The organism is Thermomonospora umbrina (assembly GCF_003386555.1).
Lineage (GTDB): Bacteria > Actinomycetota > Actinomycetes > Streptosporangiales > Streptosporangiaceae > Thermomonospora > Thermomonospora umbrina.
In genome coordinates this window covers 5,444,672-5,467,784 of the sequence record NZ_QTTT01000001.1, presented here as the reverse complement: position 1 = coordinate 5,467,784, position 23,113 = coordinate 5,444,672, and the positions used below count along the sequence as shown (strand labels likewise).

At 73.7% G+C, this 23,113-nt stretch carries 21 protein-coding genes; 14 read left to right on the top strand and 7 right to left on the bottom strand.

All coding sequences use genetic code 11. The features are described 5' to 3' along the window. Positions 1 to 19 precede the first annotated feature (19 nt). The 5 genes from DFJ69_RS24410 to DFJ69_RS24390 form a co-directional block, all read right to left on the bottom strand. Positions 20 to 2,113: a bifunctional copper resistance protein CopD/cytochrome c oxidase assembly protein gene (locus DFJ69_RS24410; protein ID WP_116024752.1), complete on the bottom strand. Its 2,094-nt coding sequence runs from the start codon at positions 2,111 to 2,113 to the stop codon at positions 20 to 22. Then, on the bottom strand, positions 2,106 to 2,456 hold the full coding sequence (locus DFJ69_RS24405; protein ID WP_147312405.1) for a hypothetical protein: 351 nt from the start codon (positions 2,454 to 2,456) through the stop codon (positions 2,106 to 2,108). The genes DFJ69_RS24410 and DFJ69_RS24405 overlap by 8 nt, the downstream gene beginning before the upstream one ends. 110 nt (positions 2,457 to 2,566) lie before the next feature. Continuing rightward, positions 2,567 to 3,781 carry a DUF5685 family protein gene (locus DFJ69_RS24400; RefSeq protein ID WP_116024750.1) on the bottom strand — a complete coding sequence of 405 codons (1,215 nt, stop codon included), beginning with the start codon at positions 3,779 to 3,781 and terminating at the stop codon, positions 2,567 to 2,569. A 90-nt stretch (positions 3,782 to 3,871) separates the two neighbouring features. Further along, positions 3,872 to 5,134, bottom strand: coding sequence for a DUF5685 family protein (locus tag DFJ69_RS24395; RefSeq protein ID WP_116024749.1), 1,263 nt, complete (start codon positions 5,132 to 5,134; stop codon positions 3,872 to 3,874). 6 nt (positions 5,135 to 5,140) lie between these two features. Further along, entirely contained in the window at positions 5,141 to 6,442 is a 1,302-nt protein-coding gene (locus DFJ69_RS24390; protein ID WP_245974550.1) for a helix-turn-helix domain-containing protein, read from the bottom strand. Positions 6,443 to 6,611: 169 nt separating this feature from the next. Here DFJ69_RS24390 and uraD point away from each other — a divergent pair, with 169 nt between their 5' ends. From uraD to DFJ69_RS24340, 10 genes are all read left to right on the top strand, one after another. Continuing rightward, positions 6,612 to 7,127, top strand: coding sequence for a 2-oxo-4-hydroxy-4-carboxy-5-ureidoimidazoline decarboxylase (uraD, locus tag DFJ69_RS24385; protein WP_116024747.1), 516 nt, complete (start codon positions 6,612 to 6,614; stop codon positions 7,125 to 7,127). Beyond that, positions 7,124 to 7,462 carry a hydroxyisourate hydrolase gene (gene uraH, locus DFJ69_RS24380; RefSeq protein ID WP_116024746.1) on the top strand — a complete coding sequence of 113 codons (339 nt, stop codon included), beginning with the start codon at positions 7,124 to 7,126 and terminating at the stop codon, positions 7,460 to 7,462. Before uraD ends, uraH begins: the two co-directional genes overlap by 4 nt. Continuing rightward, the gene (gene pucL / locus DFJ69_RS24375) at positions 7,463 to 8,326 is read left to right on the top strand and encodes a factor-independent urate hydroxylase (RefSeq protein ID WP_116024745.1); all 864 of its coding nucleotides are present in this window, start codon (positions 7,463 to 7,465) and stop codon (positions 8,324 to 8,326) included. It abuts the gene before it with no gap. Next, positions 8,323 to 10,620 carry a xanthine dehydrogenase subunit D gene (gene pucD / locus DFJ69_RS24370; protein WP_116024744.1) on the top strand — a complete coding sequence of 766 codons (2,298 nt, stop codon included), beginning with the start codon at positions 8,323 to 8,325 and terminating at the stop codon, positions 10,618 to 10,620. The genes pucL and pucD overlap by 4 nt, the downstream gene beginning before the upstream one ends. Positions 10,621 to 10,670: 50 nt before the next feature. Beyond that, the gene (locus tag DFJ69_RS24365; protein ID WP_116024743.1) at positions 10,671 to 12,095 is read left to right on the top strand and encodes an NCS2 family permease; all 1,425 of its coding nucleotides are present in this window, start codon (positions 10,671 to 10,673) and stop codon (positions 12,093 to 12,095) included. 103 nt (positions 12,096 to 12,198) lie between these two features. Beyond that, positions 12,199 to 13,344 carry a glycerate kinase gene (locus DFJ69_RS24360; RefSeq protein WP_245974549.1) on the top strand — a complete coding sequence of 382 codons (1,146 nt, stop codon included), beginning with the start codon at positions 12,199 to 12,201 and terminating at the stop codon, positions 13,342 to 13,344. An 84-nt stretch (positions 13,345 to 13,428) separates the two neighbouring features. After that, positions 13,429 to 14,235: an SAM-dependent methyltransferase gene (locus tag DFJ69_RS24355; RefSeq protein ID WP_116024741.1), complete on the top strand. Its 807-nt coding sequence runs from the start codon at positions 13,429 to 13,431 to the stop codon at positions 14,233 to 14,235. A 117-nt stretch (positions 14,236 to 14,352) separates the two neighbouring features. Beyond that, a complete protein-coding gene (gene ald, locus DFJ69_RS24350; protein WP_116026863.1) occupies positions 14,353 to 15,468 on the top strand; it encodes an alanine dehydrogenase in 1,116 nt (371 codons plus the stop codon). A gap of 28 nt (positions 15,469 to 15,496) precedes the next feature. Next, positions 15,497 to 16,084 carry a histidine phosphatase family protein gene (locus DFJ69_RS24345; RefSeq protein WP_116024740.1) on the top strand — a complete coding sequence of 196 codons (588 nt, stop codon included), beginning with the start codon at positions 15,497 to 15,499 and terminating at the stop codon, positions 16,082 to 16,084. 85 nt (positions 16,085 to 16,169) lie between these two features. Next, entirely contained in the window at positions 16,170 to 16,478 is a 309-nt protein-coding gene (locus DFJ69_RS24340) for a metal-sensitive transcriptional regulator (protein ID WP_116024739.1), read from the top strand. A gap of 22 nt (positions 16,479 to 16,500) precedes the next feature. Here the strand turns inward: DFJ69_RS24340 and cutA are convergent, their stop codons facing one another. Further along, positions 16,501 to 16,935 (bottom strand): divalent-cation tolerance protein CutA, encoded by a 435-nt coding sequence (gene cutA, locus DFJ69_RS24335; protein WP_116024738.1) that lies wholly within the window; start codon positions 16,933 to 16,935, stop codon positions 16,501 to 16,503. 44 nt (positions 16,936 to 16,979) lie between these two features. Then, the gene (gene ggt, locus DFJ69_RS24330) at positions 16,980 to 18,812 is read right to left on the bottom strand and encodes a gamma-glutamyltransferase (RefSeq protein WP_245974548.1); all 1,833 of its coding nucleotides are present in this window, start codon (positions 18,810 to 18,812) and stop codon (positions 16,980 to 16,982) included. A gap of 196 nt (positions 18,813 to 19,008) precedes the next feature. On the opposite strand from ggt, the gene DFJ69_RS24325 reads away from it, so the two are divergent. From DFJ69_RS24325 to DFJ69_RS24310, 4 genes are read left to right on the top strand one after another with little or no spacing between them, the layout of a single operon-like run. Next, entirely contained in the window at positions 19,009 to 19,827 is an 819-nt protein-coding gene (locus tag DFJ69_RS24325; RefSeq protein WP_116024736.1) for an NUDIX hydrolase, read from the top strand. Further along, complete coding sequence (locus DFJ69_RS24320) at positions 19,824 to 20,867, top strand: serine/threonine-protein kinase (RefSeq protein WP_116024735.1); 1,044 nt, start codon at positions 19,824 to 19,826, stop codon at positions 20,865 to 20,867. Before DFJ69_RS24325 ends, DFJ69_RS24320 begins: the two co-directional genes overlap by 4 nt. Further along, a complete protein-coding gene (locus DFJ69_RS24315; RefSeq protein WP_116024734.1) occupies positions 20,860 to 21,831 on the top strand; it encodes a hypothetical protein in 972 nt (323 codons plus the stop codon). The genes DFJ69_RS24320 and DFJ69_RS24315 overlap by 8 nt, the downstream gene beginning before the upstream one ends. Beyond that, positions 21,831 to 23,108: an adenylosuccinate synthetase gene (locus DFJ69_RS24310; RefSeq protein WP_116024733.1), complete on the top strand. Its 1,278-nt coding sequence runs from the start codon at positions 21,831 to 21,833 to the stop codon at positions 23,106 to 23,108. The genes DFJ69_RS24315 and DFJ69_RS24310 overlap by 1 nt, the downstream gene beginning before the upstream one ends. Positions 23,109 to 23,113: the final 5 nt, after the last annotated feature.

Here is a 23,113-nt window from a genome sequence, read left to right as displayed (position 1 = left end):
CCCCTCGCGGGGGATCCGGCTACCGGCTCTCCTCGCCCGCGTTCTCCGCGCGCTCGGCCCGTTCGGTGCGCTCGGCCCGTTCGGTGCGTTCGGCCCGTTCGGTGCGTTCGGCCCGTTCGGTGCGTTCGGCCATCTTGGCGAGGCGGGCGTTGTAGACGGCCAGTTCGTCGTCCTCGTCGCGGGCGACGGCCCGGTCGGACTCGCGGTCCTTGCGGCGCGCCGTGCGCTGGTCGTCCATGAACCACTGCCCCACCAGGGCCAGCAGCACGATGAACGTCGGCACCTCCCCGAAGCCCCAGGCGATGCCGCCGCCGGTGTGCTGGTCGGCGAGGATGGAGCCCGCCCAGTCCGGATGCACGGCCCGGTACCAGCCGTCGGCGAGGGGCTGCCCGAGGTTCATCAGCGCCAGGCCGAAGAACGCGTGGAACGGCATCGTCGCGAACAGCACCAGCAGCTTGGCCACGTGCGGGATCTTGCGGGGCGCGGGATCCACCCCGATCAGCACCCAGAAGAACAGCAGGCCCGCCGCCAGGAAGTGGATCTCCATCGCGATGTGCCCGAGATGGTTGCGCATCGCGCTCTCGAACAGCCCGGTGAAGTACAGCGCGAACGTGCTGACCACGAAGATCGCGGCGGCCACCACCGGATGCGTGAGGACCTTCGCCCCCGGGCTGTGCAGCAGGACGGTGATCCATTCGCGGGGCCCCCGGTCGCCGCGGATCGCGGCGGGCCGCAGCGCCCGCAGCGCCATCGTCACGGGCGCGCCCAGCACGAGGAAGATCGGCGCCAGCATCGACAGCGCCATGTGCTGCACCATGTGCATGCTGAACAGGACCGGCGAGTACCGCGCCAGCCCGGACTGGGTGATCAGCACGATCGTCGTCAGCCCGACGAACCAGGCCACGGTGCGGCCCACCGGCCAGCGGTCGCCCCGCCGCCGCAGCCGCACCAGCCCCGCCGCGTACAGGCCGCCCAGCACCGCCACCAGGACGGCGAAGAAGAAGTCGAACTTCCACAGCCCGACCACCCGGGCCAGGGTGATCTCCGGCGGGATCGGGAAGCCGAGCAGGACCTGCGCGGCGTCCTCCTCGGTGGTCGGCGCGGGCGGGGCGGTCCGGGCCAGCGCCACCGCCAGCCCCATCACCGCGGCCATCAGCGCCACCTCCACGGTGGCCAGCCGGGCGAACGCGCCGGGCCGACGGTCCACGAGGGCGGGCAGGGTGCGGCTCCGGTGCCACAGGCCGAACCAGCCCAGCGCCCCGAACGCGACCATCTTGGCCAGCGCCAGCCGCCCGTACTCACTGGTCACCAGCTCGGCCGGGTCGGGCAGCCGGGAGATCACGTTGGCGATGCCGCTGACCCCGACGGCGACGTAGCACCACAGCGCCATCCGGCTGAACCGGTCGGCCATCACGTCCAGCCGCCGGCCGCCGGTCAGCGCGTGCCGGCCCAGCATCACCAGCCCGCCGACCCAGAGCACGGCGGCGGCCACGTGCATGGCCAGCCCGGTCACCGCCACCGAGTGGTTGGCCGCCGAGGCGGAGTGGCCGGTCAGCGGCGGCGGCAGCAGCGCGACCACGGACAGCGCCATCAGGCCCATCGCCCCGCCCGGGGTGGCGGTGGTCCGCGCCAGCAGGGCCACCAGCACCGACATGAGGATCACCAGCATCAACGCGGTGCCCTGCGGCAGGTCCCCCACGTAGCCGGACAGCCGGTTGCCGGTGACGACCTGATCGACCGGCTCGCCGAGCACGTCGGAGACGGTGAAGACCAGCGTGGCCGCCGCCGCGGCGGCCCAGGCCGCGGCCAGCCAGGACGCGGCCCGCAGGTAGCCGGTGGCGTCGGCGGACAGCCGCCCCTTGCCCCCGGCGGTGTCCAGCGGCAGCAGGACGGTCGCCGCCAGCAGCGCCCCCACCGTGAGGGTGGCCGCGACGTTCATCACCATCCGGGCGCTCGGCAGCCCCCAGCGGGTCAGCACGCCCGCGTCGGTGAGGCCCGGGACGACCTCCTCGGTCACCGCGCCGCCGAGCACCAGCGCCGCCGCCAGCGACCCGGCGGCCACCGCGGCGGCGATCGCCGCCGCGCGCGTCACCTGCGCCACGCCGCTAGTCACGGGAGGACGGCCCCTTGCGCAGGAAGACGAGGACGAACCCGATGCCCAGGCCCAGCAACAGCCCGCTGCCGATCATCAGCCAGCGGGCGAACCCCCCGCCGCCGGACCCGTCCTTCTCGGCCGAGGGCCCCTTGGTGGCGATGACGTCGACGGGCGCCTCCGGGGTCGCCGCGCCCGGCCACGCCTCCCCGGGCGCGGCCGACGGGACGATGCGGTCGCCGGCGGGAACCGTCGCCGACCCCCGGCCCTGGGCGGCGGCGGGTGTGGCCAGGAGAACGCCGAAGGCGAGCAGGAGCGCGGCGAGGGCGCCGGTGACGCCGAGCCGCGCGGAGAAAGTGATCATGATGTGGGCGTGGCGGTCTCCGTACGGGGACAGGGGCGCCACCTACCATATTGCGGCCCCGCCGTGCCACGTGCAGGCCCCGGGGATCGGCGTCCCCGCGTGCCGCGCGTTCAGCAACTGCAGTCGCAGCACTCACAGCAGCGGCAGCACTCGCCGCAGTTGGCGTCGCAGGATCCGTCGCAGTGCCGGGTGCACCAGCAGCGGTCACCGCAGGACTTGCCGTGGTGCTTGCTCCACTTGGGCTGGTAGATCCCGCACGTGAAGCAGACGAGGGTGCCGGTGAAGCACGGGATCGGGAGCCCGGGACGGGCCGGCCGGCCGGGCTTGCCGCCACCGCCCCAGCCGCCGCCACCACCAGGACCCCAGCCGCCGGGGGCGCCCGGAACACCGGCCCCGGCGTGGGCGTGCGGCGGGTACCCGCCCTGCGGGTACGGCTGGTGGGGGTACGGGCCCTGCGGGGGCGGGCCTCCGGGAGAGGAGGCGAACACGTGGTCGACCGAACGCCGGATCTCGCGGTCGAGCAGCGCCCTCACCAGGCGACGGTCCTCAAGGTCGAGGTCGTCGAGGGCCAGCCGCAGGCCCTGCAGCGCGTCGTCGCAGTACCGCCGGGCCTCGGCCGGGTCCGTGCCGGTGGCGAGCAGAGGGTTGTAGGCCCCGGTCGCCCGATCCGGCTCCAGGTCCTCGACGGCGTCGATGAGGTGCGCGAGGCGTCCGAAGAACCGGCCCGCCTCGGACAGCGACTCGGCGTTGTGCGGCTTGCCCGCCAACACGGCCGTGTGCGCGAACGCCGCCGCCACCGCCGTCTCCGTCGGCTCCGTCAACTCCAGCAGCCCGAGCCCTCCGGCGGCCTCCAGCTCCACCTGCCGGTCCACCGCGTACCGGAGGACCGAGGCGTCGAAGCCCAGCGCCGAACCCGTCCTACCCCCGGCGGCGTCCCAGCGGTCGGCCATCCGGCCCGCCCCCGCCGCCACCAGCCTGCGCCCGTACGCCTTGTCACGGTCCACGATGTGGTCGCGGGTCTTGGCCGCCGCGAGCAGCAGCGACACGGCCGCCGCCAGCCGCGCGCCCTCCGCCTTGGCGTCGACGACGTCGGCGGAACGCATCCCCCGCAGCGCGCACGGACCCGCCTTGCGGTGCGGCGAACGCTCCGGACTCTGCGCCTCGGCGAGCACCGAGACCAGCAGCCCGTCGTAGTTGGTCACCAGCCGCGCCGCCTGCCCGTGCTCGGCCCGCAAGGTGAGGCACAGCCCGCACATGTGCGCCATCCAGCCGTCGAACAGCGACTCGCACATCACATGGCGGCAGGGCCGCACCACTCCGAACATCCGTCATCCCCTCATGCCCACGGCGACCGTCACGGGCGCGGCGCCGTTCCACTGGGACGCAGCCGGACGCGCACCGGTTCGGCGTCGCCCTCAGCAGTCACAGCCGCAGCAATCGCAGTCGCAGCAGTCGCAGTCACCGTCGGCGTCACCGTCACCGCCGTCACCGCCGTCGCTCTCGAACTCGTCGTCGCGGTCCTTGTCCTTGCGCTTGCGTTTGCGGCGCTTGTGGGACGGCCGGGTGCACCAGCAGCGCCCCTCGCACGAGCTGTGGCGATGCGGGCTCCACCTGGGCTGATACAGGCCGCAGGTGCAGAAGGCCAGCGTCCCGGTGAGACACGGGATCGGGAACCCTGGACGACGCGGACGCCCGTGCCCGCCGTGCCCCCCATGCCCGCCGTGTCCGCCGCCCTTTCCGGGGCCGTGCGGAGGCATCGGATCGCCGGGATCCTGCGGCCCCCACCCGTGCGGCCCGTACGGACCCTGAGGCCCCGGGCCGCCGGGATGGACCGCGAAGACGCGATGCACCGAGCGGCGTATCTGGTGATCGAGCAGCGCCTCGACGAGACCCCGGTCCTCCAGGTCCAGCTCCCCGACGGCCAGGCGCAGCCCATCGAGGGCCCCCTCGCACCGCCGCCGGGCCTCGGCCGGGTCGGTGCCCGTGGCGAGCAGCGGGTTGTACGCGCCCGACGCCCGATCGTCCTCCAGATCCTCGACCGCGTCCGCCAGATGGGCGAGCCGGCCGAAGAACCGACCCGCCTCCGAGAGCGACTCGGCGTTGTGCGGCTTGCCGGCCAGCACGGCCGTGTGGGCGAACGCCGCCGCCACCGCCGTCTCCGTCGGCTCGGTCAACTCCAGCAGCCCCAGCCCGGGGGTCGCCTCCAGACCGGCCTGTCGCGCGACCGCGTCCCGGAGGACCGAGGCGTCGAAGCCCAGCGCCGAGCCCGTCCGGCCCCCGGCGGCGTCCCACCGTTCGGCGACGCGCCTCGCCCCGGCCGCCATCGGCCGACGCGCGTAGGGGCCGTCCCCGTCCGCGATGTGGTCACGGGTCTTGGCCGCCGCGAGCAGCAGCGAGACCGCCGCGGCCAGCCGGGCGCCCTCGCCGCGCGCGTCGAGCACGTCCGCCCGGCGCATCCCCCGCAGCGCGCACGGACCCGCCTTGCGGTGCGGCGAACGCTCCGGGCTCTGCGCCTCCAGCAGCACCGAGACCAGCAGCCCGTCGTAGTTGGTCACCAGCCGCGCCGCCTGCCCGTGCTCGGCGCGCAGCGTCAGGCACAGCCCGCACAGATGGGCCATCCACGACTCGAACAGCGCACGGCACATCACATGCCGGCAAGGCCGGACCAGCCCGAACACGAAGGCTCAGAGCCCGGCGCAGGCCAGGGCCCGACGGTAGGCGCCCAGACGGGGACCGTCGGCCGCGCCCGTCTCGCCGAGCAACTCGGCCAGGTCGAACCACAATTGGGCGGCCTCCCTGGAGGACTCCATCTCCTCCATGTGGGTGGCGGCGCGGGTGAGGACCTCGACGGCGTCCTCGGTGCGCCCCAGCCGCACGTACGCCTCGCCCAGCACGGTCAGCGCCAGGGCCCCGGCGCGGCGGGGCGCGTCCCCGAGCAGGTCGAGGGCCTCGTGGGCGAGCGTCACCGCGCCCCCCGGGCGGCCCAGGGCGATCTCGGTGCGGGCCAGCTCGATCAGGCAGAGGGCGACGTCGATCTCGCCGGCGGAGCTGGAGTTGATCTGCTCGCGGGTGTGCAGCAGGATCTCGCGCGCCTCCTCGGCCTCCTCCGGCCGGGCCCTCAGCAGCAGCCCGGCGTAGACCATCCGCAGGCGCGACAGGCTGCGGGAATCGTCGAGCGCGCCCAGCAGCGGCAGCGCCCGCTCGGCCAGCGCCATGCCCTCCTCGTACTCGCCGCGCACCTCGGCGACGTAGGCGGCCTCCCAGTAGGCGGCCATCCGGGCCTTGGGGCTGCCGATCCGCTCCGCGCGTTCGATGAGCTGGTCGGCGAGCTGACGGGCCCGCACCAGGTCGCCGCGCTCCATGTAGGCGGCCAGCAGCGTCGCGCCCAGGTGGACCGCGCCGTCGGTGGACTCGGCGCCGGAGGCGATCAGCCTGCGCAGCGCGTCCTCCGCGACCTCGACCCCGGCGCTGATGTCGCCGCGCTCCCGCAGACACCGGCTCAACGCCACGTGCACGCGGGCCCACTGCTCGAGATCGGCCTCGGCGGACGCCTCGGCGGTGAGCTGGCGCAGCTCGGCGATGGCGGCCTCCAGCGCCCCCGCGGCCTCCAGGGCCAGCGCGTGGCCCCAGCGGGCCTGCTGGAGCAGCTCGGGCAGCGCCACCGCGTCGGTGTTGGCCAGCACGTCGGCGAACCGGGCGCGGGCCTCGGCGGCGGCGCCGTTCTGCAAGGCGATCTCGGCGTAGTCCAGGGTCACCCGGAGGTCGTCGACGACCTCCTCGCTGACCCCGCTGACCAGGTAGGTCGCCGAGCAGTTCAGCTTGGCGGCGAGCAGCTCGATCACGCTCGGCGCGGGGACCCGCTTGTCGCTCTCGATCAGCGAGATGTAGCTGTCGGACAGCTCGGGGAAGGCGAGCTGCGCCTGGCTGATGCCCTGACGGATGCGCAGCGTGCGGATGCGCTGCCCGAGAGTTTCCTGACCGGCCACCACGAAACTCCTTAACGTCATCACATCCGAGACCCCGCACGCGAGGGTAGATATCGCAGGGTATTCACCGGTGGCCCGGATGGCGAGGGGCGCGACCACCCTGTGATACCGAACCGTGATCCGCGTCCCACCGGTGGAGACGCCGACCGGGGCCTGTTCTACTGGAGTCATGAGCAGCAGTCCGCGGGGCGTGGAGCGGTTGAACGCGCTCCCGCCGCACGACGCCGAGCAGGAGCTGCTGACCTGCTGCGGCTCCCGGGCCTGGGCCCGTTCGGTGGCGGCCGGGCGGCCGTACGCCGACGCGGCGGCGCTCAAGGCCGCCTCCGACCGGGCGTTCGCGGGGCTGACCTGGCCCGAGGTGCGGGAGGCGCTGCACCATCACCCCCGCATCGGCGACCGGCCCAAGGGGGTGGACCGGGAGTCGACCTGGTCGCGGAGTGAGCAGTCCGGGGTCATCGACGCCGACCGTCGGGTGGCGCACGGGCTTCACGAGGGCAACGCGGCCTACGAGAAGCGGTTCGGTCACGTGTTCCTGATCTGCGCCACCGGCCTCACGGCGGAGCAGATGCTGGACGCGCTGACCGCGCGGCTGGGCAACGACGACGCCACCGAGCGCCGGGTCGTCACGGACGAGCTGCTGAAGATCACCCATGTGCGTCTCGACAAGCTCCTGGAGCATCCGTGAGTCTGAGCACTCATGTCCTCGACACCAGGCTGGGCAGGCCCGCCGCCGAGGTCCCGGTCCGCCTGGACCGCCATCTCGACGGCTCCTGGCAGCCGCTGGCCGAGGCCCTGACCGACGGCGACGGCCGGTCGACCCTGCTGCCCGGCGAGGGCTCCGCGCTGACGGCGGGCGTGCACCGGCTGCGGTTCGGCACCGGCCCGTACTTCGCCGGTCAGGGAGTCGAGACCTTCTACCCGGAGGTGTGCGTGATCTTCGAGATCGCCGACCCGTCCCGGCACCACCACGTGCCGCTGCTGCTCAGCCCCTACGGCTACTCGACCTACCGGGGAAGCTGAATGGGGATCGTGCTGGGCCCCAACCGCTACGGCAAGGCCGAGACGCGCCTCGTCCGGGTCGACCGCGACGGCGACGCGCACCAGATCAAGGACCTGAACGTCGGCGTCTCCCTGGCGGGCGACATGACCGACGTCCACCTGACCGGCGACAACGCCGCCGTGCTGCCGACCGACACGCAGAAGAACACCGTGTTCGCCCTCGCCCGCAAGCACGGCGTGGACACGGCGGAGGGGTTCGGGCTGCTGCTGGCGCGGCATTTCGTGGCGTCCCAGCCCACGATCCGCCGGGCGTGCGTCACCGTCGAGGAGTACGCCTGGGACCGGGTGCCCGTGACCGGCCACTCGTTCGTGCGGCGGGGTCAGGAGGTGCGGACGGCCCGGGTGTTCCACGAGGAGGGCCGCACCCACGTGGTGTCGGGGCTGCGCGACCTGACCGTCCTCAACACGACGGGCTCGGAGTTCCGGGGATACATCCAGGACGAGTTCACGACCCTCCCCGAGGCCGGCGACCGCGTCCTGGCCACCGAGGTGCGCGCCGAGTGGCGGCACCGGGACGCCGACGGCTATTGGGACGCGTCCTACGCCGAGGTCCGCCGGGTCCTGCTGGAGACCTTCGCGGGCACCTACAGCCGCTCCCTCCAGCAGACCCTCTACGCCATGGGCCGCCGGGTGCTGGAGGAGCGTCCGGAGCTGTGCGAGATCCGGCTGGTCATGCCCAACAAGCACCACTTCGCGGTCGATCTGGAGCCGTTCGGGATGGACAACCCGAACGAGGTCTTCCTCGCCGCCGACCGCCCGTACGGGCTCATCGAGGGCACGGTCCTGCGCGACGACGCGCCCGCCGCCGAGGAGGTCTGGCGATGACCGTTCACATCGACCGCGTCCGGCGGGTCGCGGGGGGCGTCGGCGACAGCGCCGCGCGGCCGGACGGCGTCCTCAAGGTCACCGGGGAGTTCGCCTACTCCTCGGACCTGTGGGCGGACGACATGGTGTGGGGCGTGACGCTGCGCAGCCCCCATCCCCGGGCCCGAATCCGCGGCGTCGACGTCACCGAGGCGCTCACCGTCCCCGGAGTCCACGCCGTCCTCACCCACGAGGACGTTCCCGGGGACAAGTTCTACGGGCTCGACCACCACGATCAGCCGGTGCTGGCCATCGACCGGGTCCGCTACCAGGGCGAGGCCGTGGCGCTGGTGGCCGCCGACCATCCCGAGACCGCCCGCCGGGCCCGTGACCGCATCCGGGTCGACTACGAGGTGCAACAGCCGCTGACCGACCCGCGCCGCGCCGCGCTCGACCCGGAGTACGGCAGGGTCCACGAGGGCGGCAACGTGGTCCGTCACCAGCCGATCCGCGTCGGCGACGTGGAACGCGCCAGGGCCCTCGCCGACGTCGTCGTGCGGGGCGAGTACGAGGTCGGCATGCAGGATCAGGCGTTCCTGGGCCCGGAGTCGGGGCTGGCGGTGCCGGCGGAGGACGGCGGCGTCGACCTGTACATCGCGACCCAGTGGCTGCACGCCGACCAGGACCAGATCGCCCCCTGCCTGGGGCTGCCCGCCGACAAGGTGCGGCTCACCCTCGCGGGGGTGGGCGGCGCGTTCGGCGCCCGTGAGGACCTGTCCATGCAGGTCCACGCCTGTCTGCTGGCGTTGCGCACCGGCCGCCCCGTCAAGATCGTGTACGGCCGGGAGGAGTCGTTCTTCGGCCACGTCCACCGGCACCCCGCCCGGATGCGCTACGAGCACGGCGCCACCCGGGACGGCCGGTTGGTCTACGTCGACGCCGAGATCGTCCTGGACGGCGGCGCCTACGCGTCCACCACCTCGGCGGTCACCGGGAACGCCGCGTCGCTGGGCATCGGCCCGTACGAGGTGCCGCACGTGCGGCTGGACGCGTACGGCGTCTACACCAACAACCCGCCGTGCGGGGCGATGCGCGGGTTCGGCGCGGTGCAGGCGTGCTTCGCGTACGAGTCCCAGATGGACAAGGTCGCCGAGGCGTGCGGGCTGGACCCGGTGGAGGTCCGCATCCGCAACGCGATCTCCGAGGGCTCCCGGCTGTCCACCGGCCAGCTCGTCGACATGCCCGCCCCGCTGACCGAGCTGCTGGAGCGGGCCCGGGCGTTCCCCGCTCCCCCGCCGGTCGACACCGCCGACGTCCGCAACCTGCCGGGCGGGGCGTCCAACACCACGCACGGCGAGGGCGTCCGACGGGGTGTCGGGTACGGCATCGGGATCAAGAACATCTGCTACTCCGAGGGCTTCGACGACCACTCCACCGCGCGGGTCCGCCTGGAGGTCGCGGGCGGCGAGGCGACGGTGCTGGTGCACACGGCGGCGGCGGAGGTCGGGCAGGGCCTGGTCACCCTCCAGGCGCAGATCGCCCGCACCGAGCTGGGCGTGGCGACCGTCACGGTCGCGCCCGCCGACACCGCCGTGGGCTCGTCGGGCTCGTCCAGCGCCTCCCGCCAGTCGTACATGACGGGCGGGGCGGTCAAGACGGCCTGCGAGGCGGTGCGCGAGCGCGTGATCGAACTGGCGGAGGAGCGCCTCGGCCGGTCGCTGCCGGGGGCGGGGCTCGACGGCGGCGCGATCGTCACCGCGTCGGGCGAGCCGGTCGCGGATCTGGTGGAGGTGCTCGACGGCGAGGCCGTCGAGGAGACCCGGGAGTTCCGCCACCGGCGCACCACGACCCTCGACCCGCTGACCGGGCAGGGCGACTCGCACGTGCAGTTCGCGTTCTGCGTGCATCGCGCCGTGGTGGACGTGGACGTGGAGCTGGGCCTGGTGAAGGTGGTGGAGCTGGCCGCCGTCCAGGACGTGGGCCGGATCCTCAACCCGGTCGCGCTGGAGGGCCAGATCCACGGCGGCACCGCCCAGGGGCTGGGGCTGGCGCTGATGGAGGAGATCCAGGTCGCCGACGGGGCCGTCCGGAACCCCTCGTTCACCGACTACCTCATCCCCACGATCCTGGACATGCCGCCGATGCGGCTGGACATCCTGGAGAACGCCGACCCGCACGCCCCGTACGGGCTGCGGGGGGCCGGCGAGCCGCCGACCCTGTCGTCCACCCCCGCCATCGTGGCGGCCGTCCGAGACGCGAGCGGACTGCCGCTGACCCGCGTCCCGGTGCGTCCCGAGCATCTGACCGACCGTTAACCTGTCACTCCACGTGCGGGAGCGGGCACGCACCGGATCGGAGTACGCGGATGACGGAGACCACCGGGCGCACCGGGGCCCATGGCAGGCTGGACCGGTTATTCGACCTGTCCGGCCGGGACACCTCCGTCCCCCGGGAGGTGCGGGGCGGGTTCACCACGTTCTTCGCGATGGCGTACATCATCCTGCTGAACCCGATCATCCTCGGCGGGGCCAAGGACGTCACCGGCGCGGCGCTGTCGATCCCGCAGCTCACCACGATGACCGCGCTGTCGGCGGCGATCGCCACCGTGATCATGGGACTGGTCGGCAACACCCCGCTGGCGCTGGCCGCCGGGCTCGGCATCAACGCGGTGGTCGCCTACCAGGCCGCCCCGCAGATGACCTGGCCGCAGGCGATGGGCCTGGTGGTGCTGGAGGGCCTGGTCATCGTGCTGCTGGCGCTCACCGGGATCCGCGAACGGATCATGAACGCCATCCCGCTGGACCTCAAGCACGCCATCGCGGTCGGCATCGGCGCGTTCATCGCGCTGATCGGGCTCGTCGACGCCGGCTTCGTCACCTCGGGCGAGGCGGGTCCACCGCTGGCGCTGGGGGTCGCGGGGAGGCTGTCGACCTGGCCGGTCGTGGTGTTCGTCTTCGGGCTGCTCCTGATGATCGTCCTCTACACGCGGCGGGTGCCCGGCGCGATCCTGCTCGGCATCGTCCTCGCGACGGTCGTCGCCGTCGTCATCGAGGCCGGGGCGGGGATTCCCGCCGGGGGCTGGGGCGTCGTGACCCCGGAGATGCCCGACCGGCTGGTGTCGGCCCCCGACTTCGGGCTGCTGTTCCAGGTGGACGTGTTCGGGGGCTTCGGCCGCGCCGGGTTCGTCACCGCCCTGGTGGTGCTGTTCACGCTGGTGCTGTCGGGCTTCTTCGACGCGATGGGCACCATCCTGGGCATCAGCGACGAGGCCGGGCTGGTGGACGAGAAGGGCCGGGTGCCCCGGCTCGGCCGCATTTTGGCGGTGGACGGGCTGTCGGCCGGGCTCGGCGGCCTCACCAGCTCCTCGGCCAACACCGTCTTCGTGGAGTCGGCCGCCGGAGTCGGCGAGGGCGCCCGCACCGGCCTGGCCAACCTGGTCACCGGCGCGCTGTTCGCCTGCACCCTGTTCCTGACCCCGCTGGCCGCCACGGTCCCCGCGCAGGCCGCCGCGCCCGCCCTGGTCGTGGTGGGCGCGCTGATGATGACCCAGGTCGCCAAGGTCCATTGGAACGATCCGGACATGGCGATCCCGGCGTTCCTGACGATCGTGATGATGCCGTTCACCTACTCGATCACCAACGGGATCGGGGCCGGGCTCGTGGTGTACGCGGTCGTCAAGGCCGGGCGCGGCCGGTGGGGCGAGGTGCGGTACCCGCTGTGGATCGCCGCCGCGGTCTTCGCCGTCTACTTCGCCCTCGACCCGATCGAGGATCTGCTCGGTATCGGCTGATCCGGCCGACTGGGCGACGCGGAGCCGTCACGAGGTGTCAAATGGTCCCGAGGTGCCGTGGGCACCGGGCAGGGCTTGACGCCCCGGCGTGAAAGGCGTGGCAGTGGTCTCCGCAGCATCCCCCTCCGGCCATGTGCTGGTGGCCCCCGGCAGGTTCAAGGGGTCGCTCAGCGCGTCCGAGGCCGCGGCCCGGCTGGCGGCCGGGCTGCGGCGGGCCAGGCCCGGGGTGCCGATCATGGAGCTGCCGCTGGCCGACGGCGGCGACGGCACGGTCGAGGCCGCCGTGGTGGCCGGCTGGCGGCGGGTGGAGGTCAAGGTCGGCGGGCCCACCGGGCACCCGGTGACCGCCTCGCTGGCGCTGCGGGACGGCACCGCGGTGGTGGAGCTGGCCGAGGCGTCCGGGCTGCGGCAGTTGCCGGGCGGGCGGCCGGCGCCGATGACCGCCACCAGCCTGGGCACCGGCCACCTGATCGCGCACGCGGTGCGGCTGGGGGCGCGCCGCGTGGTCCTCGGGGTCGGCGGCGGCGCCTGCACCGACGGCGGCGCCGGGCTGGTCCAGGGCCTCGGCGGACGGCTGCTCGACGCGGGCGGCAAGGAGCTGCCGCCCGGCGGGGCCGCGCTGCGCGGCCTGCACCGTCTGGACCTGCGGGGCATGGCCGACCTGTCGCGGATCCAGGTGGTCGTGGCCGGGGACGCCGACATCCCCCTGCTGGGGCGGACGGGGGCGGCGGCGGCCCACGGGCCCCGCACCGGCGCGGGCCGCGAGGAGGTGCGGCTGCTGGAGGCGGGTCTGCGCCGGTGGGCCGACCTGGCCGAGGCGGCGTCCCGGCGGACCTCCCGCGACCGGGCGGGGGCCGGCGCGGGCGGCGGCACGGCCTTCGCCGCGCTCACCTTCCTCGGCGCGCGGGTGCTGCCGGGCAGCGCGTACATGCTGGAGCTGCTGGGGTTCGCCGACAAGGCCAGGACCGCCCGACTGGTGATCACCGGTGAGGGGTCGCTGGACGTCCACACGCTGCGCGGGCGCGCCCCGGTCGGGGCGGCGCGGGCCGCCGCCCGGTCCGGCACCCCGGTGATCGCGGTGACCGGGCGGCGCGGGCTGACCGGCGAGCAGCTCCGCCGCGCCCGGATCCAGGCCACGTACGCGCTGACCGACATCGAGCCCGACGTGGAACGCTGCATGCGGCAGGCGGGCCCGCTGCTGGAGCAGCTCACGGTCGCGATCGCCGACGAGTGGCTGCCGCCGGCCTGACCCGAGGAAGATCATCGGTTGCCCGGCGGTCACGGCGCATCCCGTCTACGATCGGGACGAGTCGGACGGCCGGAGGAGACCACCGTGACCGATCAGCAGGCCGAATGGGCCGCCAAGGGCATCGACGTCACCCGGCCGAGCATCGCGCGGGCCTATGACGTCGTTCTGAACGGCAGGGACAACTTCGAGGTCGATCGGGCGTTCGTGGCCGAGGTCGTGAAGGTCGTCCCCGAGCTGTACGACGTGGCCACCTACAACCGGCAGGTCCTGGGCCGGGGCGTGCGGTACCTGGCCGCGCAGGGCGTCCGCCAGTTCTTGGACCTGGGCTCGGGGCTGCCCACGGTGGAGAACACCCACCAGGCCGCGCAGGCGGTCGCCCCCGACGCGCGGGTCGTCTATGTGGACGTCGACCCGATCGTGCGCGCCCACGGGCTCGGCCTGCTCGCCGAGAACGACCGCACCACGCTGGTCACCGCCGACATCAGGGAGCCCGAGAAGGTCCTCGCCGATCCCGAGGTGACGGCGCTCATCGACCTGGACCGGCCGGTCGCGGTGATGATGATCGGCATCCTGCACCACCTGGCCGACGCCGACGACCCCCAGGGCCTGGTGGGGCGGTACCTCGACGCGGTGCCCTCCGGGAGCCACCTCTTCGTCACCCATTTCTGCGACGCCGGCCCGGAGGCCCGGGAGGCGGAGCAGAAGTTCCTGGCGTTGCTGGGCAGCGGCCGGTTCCGCACGGCGGAGGAGATCACGGCCTACTTCGACGGTCTGGACCTCGTGGAGCCGGGCGTGGTGCCGCTGCCGCTGTGGCGGCCGGACGGCCCCGTGGCCGACGACCTGACCGTGGGGCACCGGCTGATGTACGGGGGCATCGCCCGCAAGCCCTGAGGGCCTTTACACGATGTCAGCAACGGGCCGAACCTCCGTACACCGTGGATATGGCCCGGACGGTGTGGCGGAACGCACTCTGGGGGCAGACACAGACGTCTGACCACGGAGGACATGGTGAAGGTCGGGATCCCCCGGGAGATCAAGAATCACGAGTACCGGGTGGCGATCACCCCTGCGGGAGTGCACGAGCTCACCCGTCACCACCATGACGTCTTCGTCGAGCGCGGGGCGGGCCTCGGCTCGTCCATCACCGACGAGGAGTACGTCTCGGCCGGGGCCAAGGTCCTCGACTCCGCGGACGCGGTCTGGGACGAGGCCGAGCTGGTGCTCAAGGTCAAGGAGCCCGTCGCGGACGAGTACCACCGGATGCGGGCGGGGCAGACGCTGTTCACCTACCTGCACCTGGCCGCGTCCCGCGCCTGCACCGACGCGCTGCTGTCGGCCGGGGTGACCGCGATCGCCTACGAGACCGTGCAGCTCCCCGACCGGTCGCTGCCCCTGCTGGCCCCGATGTCGGAGGTGGCCGGGCGGCTGGCCCCACAGGTCGGCGCGTACAACCTGATGCGCTTCAACGGCGGGCGCGGCGTGCTGCCCGGCGGGGTGCCCGGGGTGGCCCCCGCCAAGATCGTGGTGATCGGCGGCGGCGTGTCCGGGCTGAACGCCGCGCAGATCGCGGTGGGCATGGGCGCCGACGTCACCATCCTGGACGTCAACGTGGACCGGCTCCGGCAGATCGACGCCGTCTACCAGGGCCGGCTGAAGACGCTGGTCTCCAACGCGTACGCCGTCGAGCAGCAGGCCGTAGCCGCCGACCTGCTGATAGGCGCGGTGCTGATCCCGGGCGCCAAGGCCCCGACGCTGGTGTCCAACGACCTGGTGTCCCGGATGAAGCCGGGCTCGGTGCTGGTGGACATCGCCATCGACCAGGGCGGCTGCTTCGAGGACTCCCGCCCCACCACGCACGCCGACCCCACGTTCCAGGTCCACGAGTCGGTGTTCTACTGCGTGGCCAACATGCCGGGTTCGGTGCCCAACACCTCCACCCACGCCCTCACCAACGTGACCCTGCCGTACGCCGTGGCCATCGCGGACAAGGGCTGGCGGCGGGCCGTGTCCGACGATCCCGCGCTGGCGCTGGGCCTCAACGTCCACGACGGGAGGCTCACCCACCCCGAGGTCGCCGAGGCGCACGGTCTGGGCCACATCGCCGTGGATTCCCTGCCGGCCTGACGCCGGGGGCCTCACCTACAGTGGCCTCATGGGTGAGATCATCGTTCTCCGGCACGGCGAGACCGAGTGGAGCCGGGCCCGGCGTCACACCGGACGCACCGACCTGCCGCTGACGGCGCACGGCGAGGAGCAGGCCCGGGCGCTCGGGCCGCTGGTCAAGAGCCGTCCCCTCGTGCGCACCGTGTCCAGTCCCGCGGCCCGCGCCCGGCGCACCGCCGAGCTGGCGGGGCTGACCGTGGACGGGTTCGACGAGGACCTGTGGGAGTGGGACTACGGCGGCTACGAGGGCATCACCAGCGCCGAGATCCGCGAGGGGCGGCCGGGCTGGTACCTGTGGGCCGACGGGGTGATCCCCGGTGACACGGACCACCCCGGGGAGACCGTCGAACGGGTCGGCGAGCGCTGCGACGCCGCGCTGGACCGGATCCGGCCGTGGCTGGAACGGGGCGACGTTGCGGTGGTCGCGCACGGGCACGTGCTGCGCGTCCTGACGGCCCGCTGGCTGGGGCTGGAGCCCGCCGCGGGACGACTGTTCGCGCTGGACACCGGGACGGTGTCGACCCTGGGCACCGAGCACGGCAGACCCGTGATCACCTCGTGGAACGTCCCCGCCTGAGCCCTCGCACGGGGTGTCATACCCCCTAGGGGTTGAGTACCCTGGTGGCTGCGGGCACGATCGACGAGGGGCAGGCGAGGCGACGATGGCGACGAACACGACCACCGGGGCTCCGACGCGCGGCTACACCGCGACCAAGGACCAGTTGCAGACCCGGCTGCGCCGGATCGAGGGCCAGGTCCGCGGCATCGAGCGCATGGTCGACGAGGACCGCTACTGCATCGACGTCCTCACCCAGATCAGCGCGATCCAGGCGGCGCTCGACAAGGTGGCGCTCGGCCTGCTCGACGGCCATGTCCGACACTGCGTGGCCGAGGGCGCCGAGGAGGGCAAGTCCGACCAGATGTCCACCGAGCTGATGGCCGCGGTCGGCCGGCTGATGCGACGCGGCTGACCCCGTGGGGGCGGCCCGACGCTCAGCCGGCGGCCCCGGTGGGCTCCCCGGCCGTCTCCTCGGCGACGTCCTCGTCGACCTCGACGTCCTCGTCGACGTCCGGGACCTCCTCGGCCTCGCCCGCCTCGTCGGTCGATCCCGTCGTCTGGTCGCTGACCCAGCGCAGGTAATCGCCGCTGCCGGCGATCACCGGGGTGGCGATGATCTCCGGGGTGTCGTACGAGTGCAGCTCGGTGATCAGCGTCGCCAGCTCCGTGAAGGCGTCGGCGGTGGTCTTGAACACCACCATCCACTCCTCGGCCGACTCGATCTCGCCCTCCCACCAGTAGGTGCTCGCGATCGGGCCGACGAGCTGGGCGCATGCGGCCAGCCGTTCGCGGACGGCCGACTTCGCGAGGGTGGCCGCCTCCTGCCGCGCATCGGTGGTCGTGGTCACCTGAACGTACGCCTCGGGCATGACGGGCTCCTTCCCCCAAGCGCCGATCGTAGTCCCAGGCGGGCTCACCGCGCGGGCCTGACCACCAGAGCGCTGCCGCCATGCCGGCGCACCGGTTCGGCCACGGCCTGCACCAGCCCGCGCCCGAGGAACTCCAGGGCGGTGGCCGCGCCGATCTGACCGGCCGGTGGACCCGGGAACAGGGCGAGGTCGTGCCCCTTGGCCCGCAGCGCCGTCCCGTACCGGTCGAGGAACGCCTGCTCGGCGAACGTCTGCGGGGTGTTGCGCTGGGTGGCGCGGGGGGCGGCCAGCGCGGCGGGCAGGTCCATGCCGAGGTCGATCCGGTTGAGCAGGATCTGCAGCACCGTGGTGATGATGGTGGACCCGCCCGGCGAACCCACGGCCAACAGCGGGCGCCCGTCCTTCAGCACGATCGTGGGGGCCATGCTGCTGCGCGGGCGTTTCCCGGGCCCCGGCAGGTTGGGGTCGGGGGCTCCGCCGGCGGGCGGCGGGGCCAGGGAGAAGTCGGTCAGCTCGTTGTTGAGCAGGAAGCCGCGTCCGGGCACCGTGATCCCGCTGCCGCCGAACTGCTCGATGGTGACGTTGTAGGCGGCGACGTTGCCCCACTTGTCGGCGACGACGAGGTGCGTCGTCTGCCGTCCCTCGTAGGCGAGGCGTCCGCCCTCGCCGCGCGAGGGCTCGCACGGCCGGTAGCGGCCGTCGGGCGACCCCGGCGGCACCGTGCCGACGGCCGCGCGGGCGGGGTCGATGAGGCAGGCGCGCTCCCGGGCGAACCCCGGCGACAGCAGCTCCCGCAGGGGGACGTTCACGTGGGCGGGATCGCCGATGTGGCGCCCCCGGTCGGCGTACGCCAGCCGCGACGCCTCCAGATAGAGGTGGAGGGCCTGAACGGGGTCGTTCCGGTCGATCCGGAAGGTGCCGAGGATGTTGAGCGCCTCGCCGACCGTGGAGCCACCCGACGACGGCGGCGCCATCCCGTACACGTCCAGGCCCCGGTAGCGCACCTTCGTGGGGCGGCGGAAGGGGGCCCGGTAGGCGGCCAGGTCACCGGGCTCCATGAGCCCGGGCCGCACCGTGCGGGCCGCGGCGGGATCGACGGGAGGCCGCGTGACCGTGGAGACGATCTCACGCCCCAGGCCGCCCTCGTAGAACCAGCGGGGCCCGAGCCGGGCGAGCGTGCGATAGGTGCGGGCCAGGTCGGGATTGCGGAACACCGACCCGACGGGCCGGGGCCGGCCGCCGGGCAGGAACAGCTCCCTGGTCGGCACGATGTCCTTGAATCGGTCGGCGTTCACCGCGGTCTGGTCGTGGAACTCCCGGTCGACCACGAAGCCCCGGTCGGCGACCCGGATCGCGGGCTCCAGCAGCGTGCCGAGACGCCGGGTGCCGAACGCGCCGAGGATCCGCTCCCACTGGGCGACGGTGCCGGGCACCCCCACGGACAGGCCGCTGGTGACCGCCTCGGCGAGCGGGATGGCCGCGCCCGTCGCGGGGTCCACGAAGGAGCGCTCGTGCATCCGCCGGGGCGCCGTCTCGCGTCCGTCGACGGTGTGCACCCGGCCCGTCCGCGCGTCGTGGTAGGTGAAGAACCCGCCGCCGCCGAGCGCCGCCACGTACGGCTCGGTCACCCCGAGGGTGGCCGCCGCGGCGACGGCGGCGTCGGCCGCGTTGCCGCCCTTCCGCAGCACCTCGATGGCGGTGCGGCTGGCGTCCAGGTCGACGGTGGCGACCGCTCCCCCGTGACCGGTGGCCACCGGCTGCGCCCGTTGCGGCGCGGTGGCCCCGGCGGGGCCGGGGGCCAGCAGCGGCAGGGCGGCGATCAGCGCCCCGACCAGGGCGGACGAACGGGCCGGGCGGATGAACGGCAGCGCGGGCACGGAACCTCCACGTATCGACGGCCGCCACCACGATCCCATCGGTGCGCTACCCGGCCCATGGCCCGACCACACCCGGCCGGCGTCCGGGCCTCCGGGCCTCCGGGAGGGGTCGGGAGGAACGCCGTGGACACCGTCGGACCCGTGCGGTACGTTGTTCTCATAAAGAGATATTCTCGACTTGAGAAGGACGGACGCGATGTCGGCCACGTCGGACCGGGAGCACGAGGAGCGGTACCTGGCGGCCTACGACCCCCGGGACTACGACCCGGTCTCGGTCACGGTCGACGTGGTGGCGCTGACCATCCGCGACGGCACGCTGCACGTCCTGCTGGTGCGGCGCGGCAACCCCCCGTTCGAGGGGATGTGGGCGCTGCCCGGCGGGTTCGTCCGGGGCGTGCGCGACGCCGAGGACCTGCCGGAGGCCGCCGCCCGCGAACTGGCCGAGGAGACCGGGCTCAGCGTCAAGGCCGGCCTGGCGCGGGTGCACCTGGAGCAGCTCGGCACCTACGGCGCCCCCGGACGCGACCCCCGGATGCGGATCATCTCGGTCGCCTACCTGGCGTTCGCCCCCGAGCTGCCCGACCCTCGGGCCGGCAGCGACGCCGCCGACGCCGCGTGGGCGCCGGTCGAGTCGCTCGGCCTCACCGAGGCGGCGACGCAGTGGCCCGGCACCACCCGCCGTCTGGCGTTCGACCACGCCCGGATCCTCGCCGACGGGCTCGAACGAGCACGCAGCAAGCTGGAGTACACGCCGCTGGCGACGGCGTTCTGCGCGCCCGCGTTCACCATCCCCGAGCTGCGGGCCGTCTACGTGGCGGTGTGGGGCGAGGAGCTGCACGCCGGCAACTTCCACCGCAAGGTCCTGTCGGTGCCCGGCTTCGTGGAGAGCACCGGCGAGACCACCGAACGGGGCGGGCGGCGCGGCGGCCCCCGCGCCCGCCTCTACCGGCCCGGAGACGCCCGCCTGCTGCACCCCGCCCTGCTGCGGCCCAGCAGGGAGGAGGAGATCCGGTGACCGACGACGACGGCGCGCTGCTCCGGCTCCGCCGGGCACGCACCTCCGCGGACCTGTTCGGCCTCGACCCGGTCGCCGCCACCCGCCTTTACCGCCGGCTCGCCCGACTGGTGCATCCCGACGTGACCGGAGGGGCCACCACCGACGCGTTCACCCACCTCAACGACCTGTGGCGCGACTACAAGGCCGCCACCTCGACCACCATCACCACGCGGCGGCACTCCTACCGCCTGGGCGGCGACGTCATCGAGGGCGACCTGGCCAACCTGTACGCCGCCACCCACGACGGGACCGGCGAGGTCGTCGTCAAGATGCCGCGCGACCCGCGCGACGGCGACCTGATCGAGCGCGAGGCGGTGGCGCTGCGGCAGCTCCCCAAGGACGGGCAGGACGGGTTCCTGCCGTACGTGCCGCGCCTGGTCGAGACGTTCCGGCATCGGGACCCGACGACCGGCGTCACCCGGCAGGCCAACGCGATCGTCCGGCTCGACGGCTTCCACAGCCTGGCCGCGGTGCACGCCGCGTACCCGGACGGGGTCGACCCGCGAGACGCCGCCTGGATGTGGCGGCGGCTGCTCGTCGCCCTCGGGTTCGCGCACCGCGCCGGGGTCCTCCATGGAGCGGTCCTGCCGGAGCACGTGCTCATCCACCCGGAGCGGCACGGGCTGGTGCTCGTCGACTGGTGCTACTCGGTGCCCGGCTGCCACGCCGCCGCCGACCCGAGCGGACGGGTCCCGGCGATGGTGGACCGCTACGCCGACTGGTACCCGCCCGAGGTCCCCGAACGCCGACCGGCGAGCCCCGCCACCGACATCCACCTGGCCACCCGATCCATGACCCATCTCATGGCGGACAAGGCGCCGAAGGCGATGCGGCTGTTCGCGAAGGGCTGCACGCTCTCCGCGCAGAACCGCCGTCCCGACGACGCCTGGCGGCTGCTGCGGGAGCTCGACGAGCTCCTGGAACGCCTGTACGGCCGGCGCCGCTTCCGCCCGTTCCACATGCCGACCGCCCCCCGGAAGGAGAATCACCATGGGTAGCGGAGTCTGGTCCACCAACGTCTACGACGCGGCGCAGAGCTACCGCGCGGCGACCGGCGCCAGCGCCTTCGGGCACACCGACGGCGGCGCCACCACCACGCACCCCGACCTCGACCCGCACGGCGTGACCGTGCGGGAGAGCCGGGACAACGATGAGCACCCCGAGTCGCTGGCCATCGCCGTGCTGTTCGACGTCACCGGCTCGATGGGCACGGTGCCGCGCGTCCTGCAGACCAAGCTGCCGGACCTGCTGGGGCTGCTGATGCGCAAGGGCTACGTCGAGCACCCGCAGATCATGTTCGGCGGGGTCGGCGACGCCACCTGTGACCGGGCGCCGCTGCAGATCGGTCAGTTCGAGTCCGACAACCGGATGGACGACGGCCTCGGCAAGATCCTGCTGGAGGGCGGGGGCGGCGGCCAGATGATGGAGTCCTACGAGCTGGCCATGTACTTCATGGCCCGGCACACCGCGCTGGACTGCTTCGAGAAGCGCGGGCGGCGCGGCTACCTGTTCATGATCGGTGACGAGCTGGCGTACCCGAAGGTGGACCGGCGGCTGGTCGCCAAGGTCATCGGGGACGACCTCGCCGAGGATCTGAGCATCGAGGCCGTCCTCACCGAGCTGCGCCGGATGTACGAGGTGTACTTCATCATCCCCGAGGGCGGCTACCACTCCGGCGACCCCCGGCTGCGGGACTTCTGGCGGAGGCTGCTCGGCCAGCACGTCCTCTACCTCGACGACCTCGACGCGGTGTGCGAGACCATCGCGCTCACCATCGGGCTGTCGGAGGACGCGATCGACCTTCAGGAGGGTCTGGAGCACCTCGACGAGTTCGGCTCCACGGCCGGGCCCTCGGTGTCGAGGGCGCTGGCCCGTCTGGAGGCCGACCGGGCCCCCACGGCGGTCTCCGCGTCGCCTCCCGGGCTCGACGACGCCGGGGCCCGCGGGACCACCCGGCTGTGATGACGCACCGCATCGTGGTGGACCTCGGGTACGGGGACGCCGGCAAGGGCACCGTCGTGGACTGGCTCTGTGCTCGGGGGCCGGAGCCGGTCCACGCGGTGGTCCGCTTCAACGGGGGCGCCCAGGCGGCGCACAACGTGGTCGCCCCGGACGGGCGGCACCACACGTTCGCCCAGTTCGGGTCGGGCACCCTCACGCCGGGGGTGCGGACGCACCTGTCGCGGTTCATGCTGGTCGAGCCGCTGGCGCTGGCCGCCGAGGCCCGCCATCTCGCCGCGCTGGGGGCGGCCGACGCGTTCGACCGGCTGACCGTGGACGTCGACGCCCTGCTCACCACCCCGTACCACCGGGCCGCCAACCGCGCGCGAGAGTCCGCGCGCGGCGCGGCCCGGCACGGGTCCTGCGGAATGGGCGTCGGCGAGACGATGGCGTACTCGCTGGAGCACCCGGACGACGCGCCGCGGGCCGGCGACTGCACGACCCCGGGTCGGCTGCGGCGGCTGCTGTCGGCGTTGCGGGATCGGGTCCTCGACGCCTTCCCCGAAGCCGACGTCCCGGACGTGGACGACTGCGTGGACGCGTTCACCGCCTTCGGGGAGCGGGTGCGCCTGGTGGGCGGCGACCATCTGCACCGTCTCCTGCGAACGGGGAACGTGGTGTTCGAGGGTGCGCAGGGGGTTCTGCTGGACGAGTGGCACGGGTTCCACCCGTACACGACCTGGTCCACGACGACGTTCGCCAACGCGGAGACGCTGCTCGACGAGGCGGGCGCGTCCGCCGTGAGGCTGGGGGTCGTCCGCGCGTACATGACGCGTCACGGGCCGGGCCCGTTCGTCACCGAGGACCCCGCGCTCACCACCGACCTGCCCGACCGCCACAACGCGTTCGGGCCCTGGCAGGGCACCTTCCGTGTGGGGCACCTCGACCTGGTGGCGCTGCGCTACGCGCTGGCGGTGGCCGGCGGGGTGGGCGAACTCGCCGTCACCCATCTGGACGTGGCCCGCGCCCGGCGGGACCTGCTGCTGTGCCGTGCGTACGAGATCGACGGCGACCCCCTCGGCGCGCTACCGGTCGGGCGGGCGGGTGACCTCGAGGGGCAGGAGGCGCTCACACACCGGCTCATGAAGGCCCGCCCCGTGTACGAGCCGCTCGGAGACCCCGTGGAGACGCTCGAAACCGGCCTCGGCGTGAACGTGGGCCTGCGGTCGTACGGGCCGACGGCCGCGGACAAGGTGACGGCCCGACCGTCCCGCCCCGGGCCGACGACGCGTCGATGAGCACG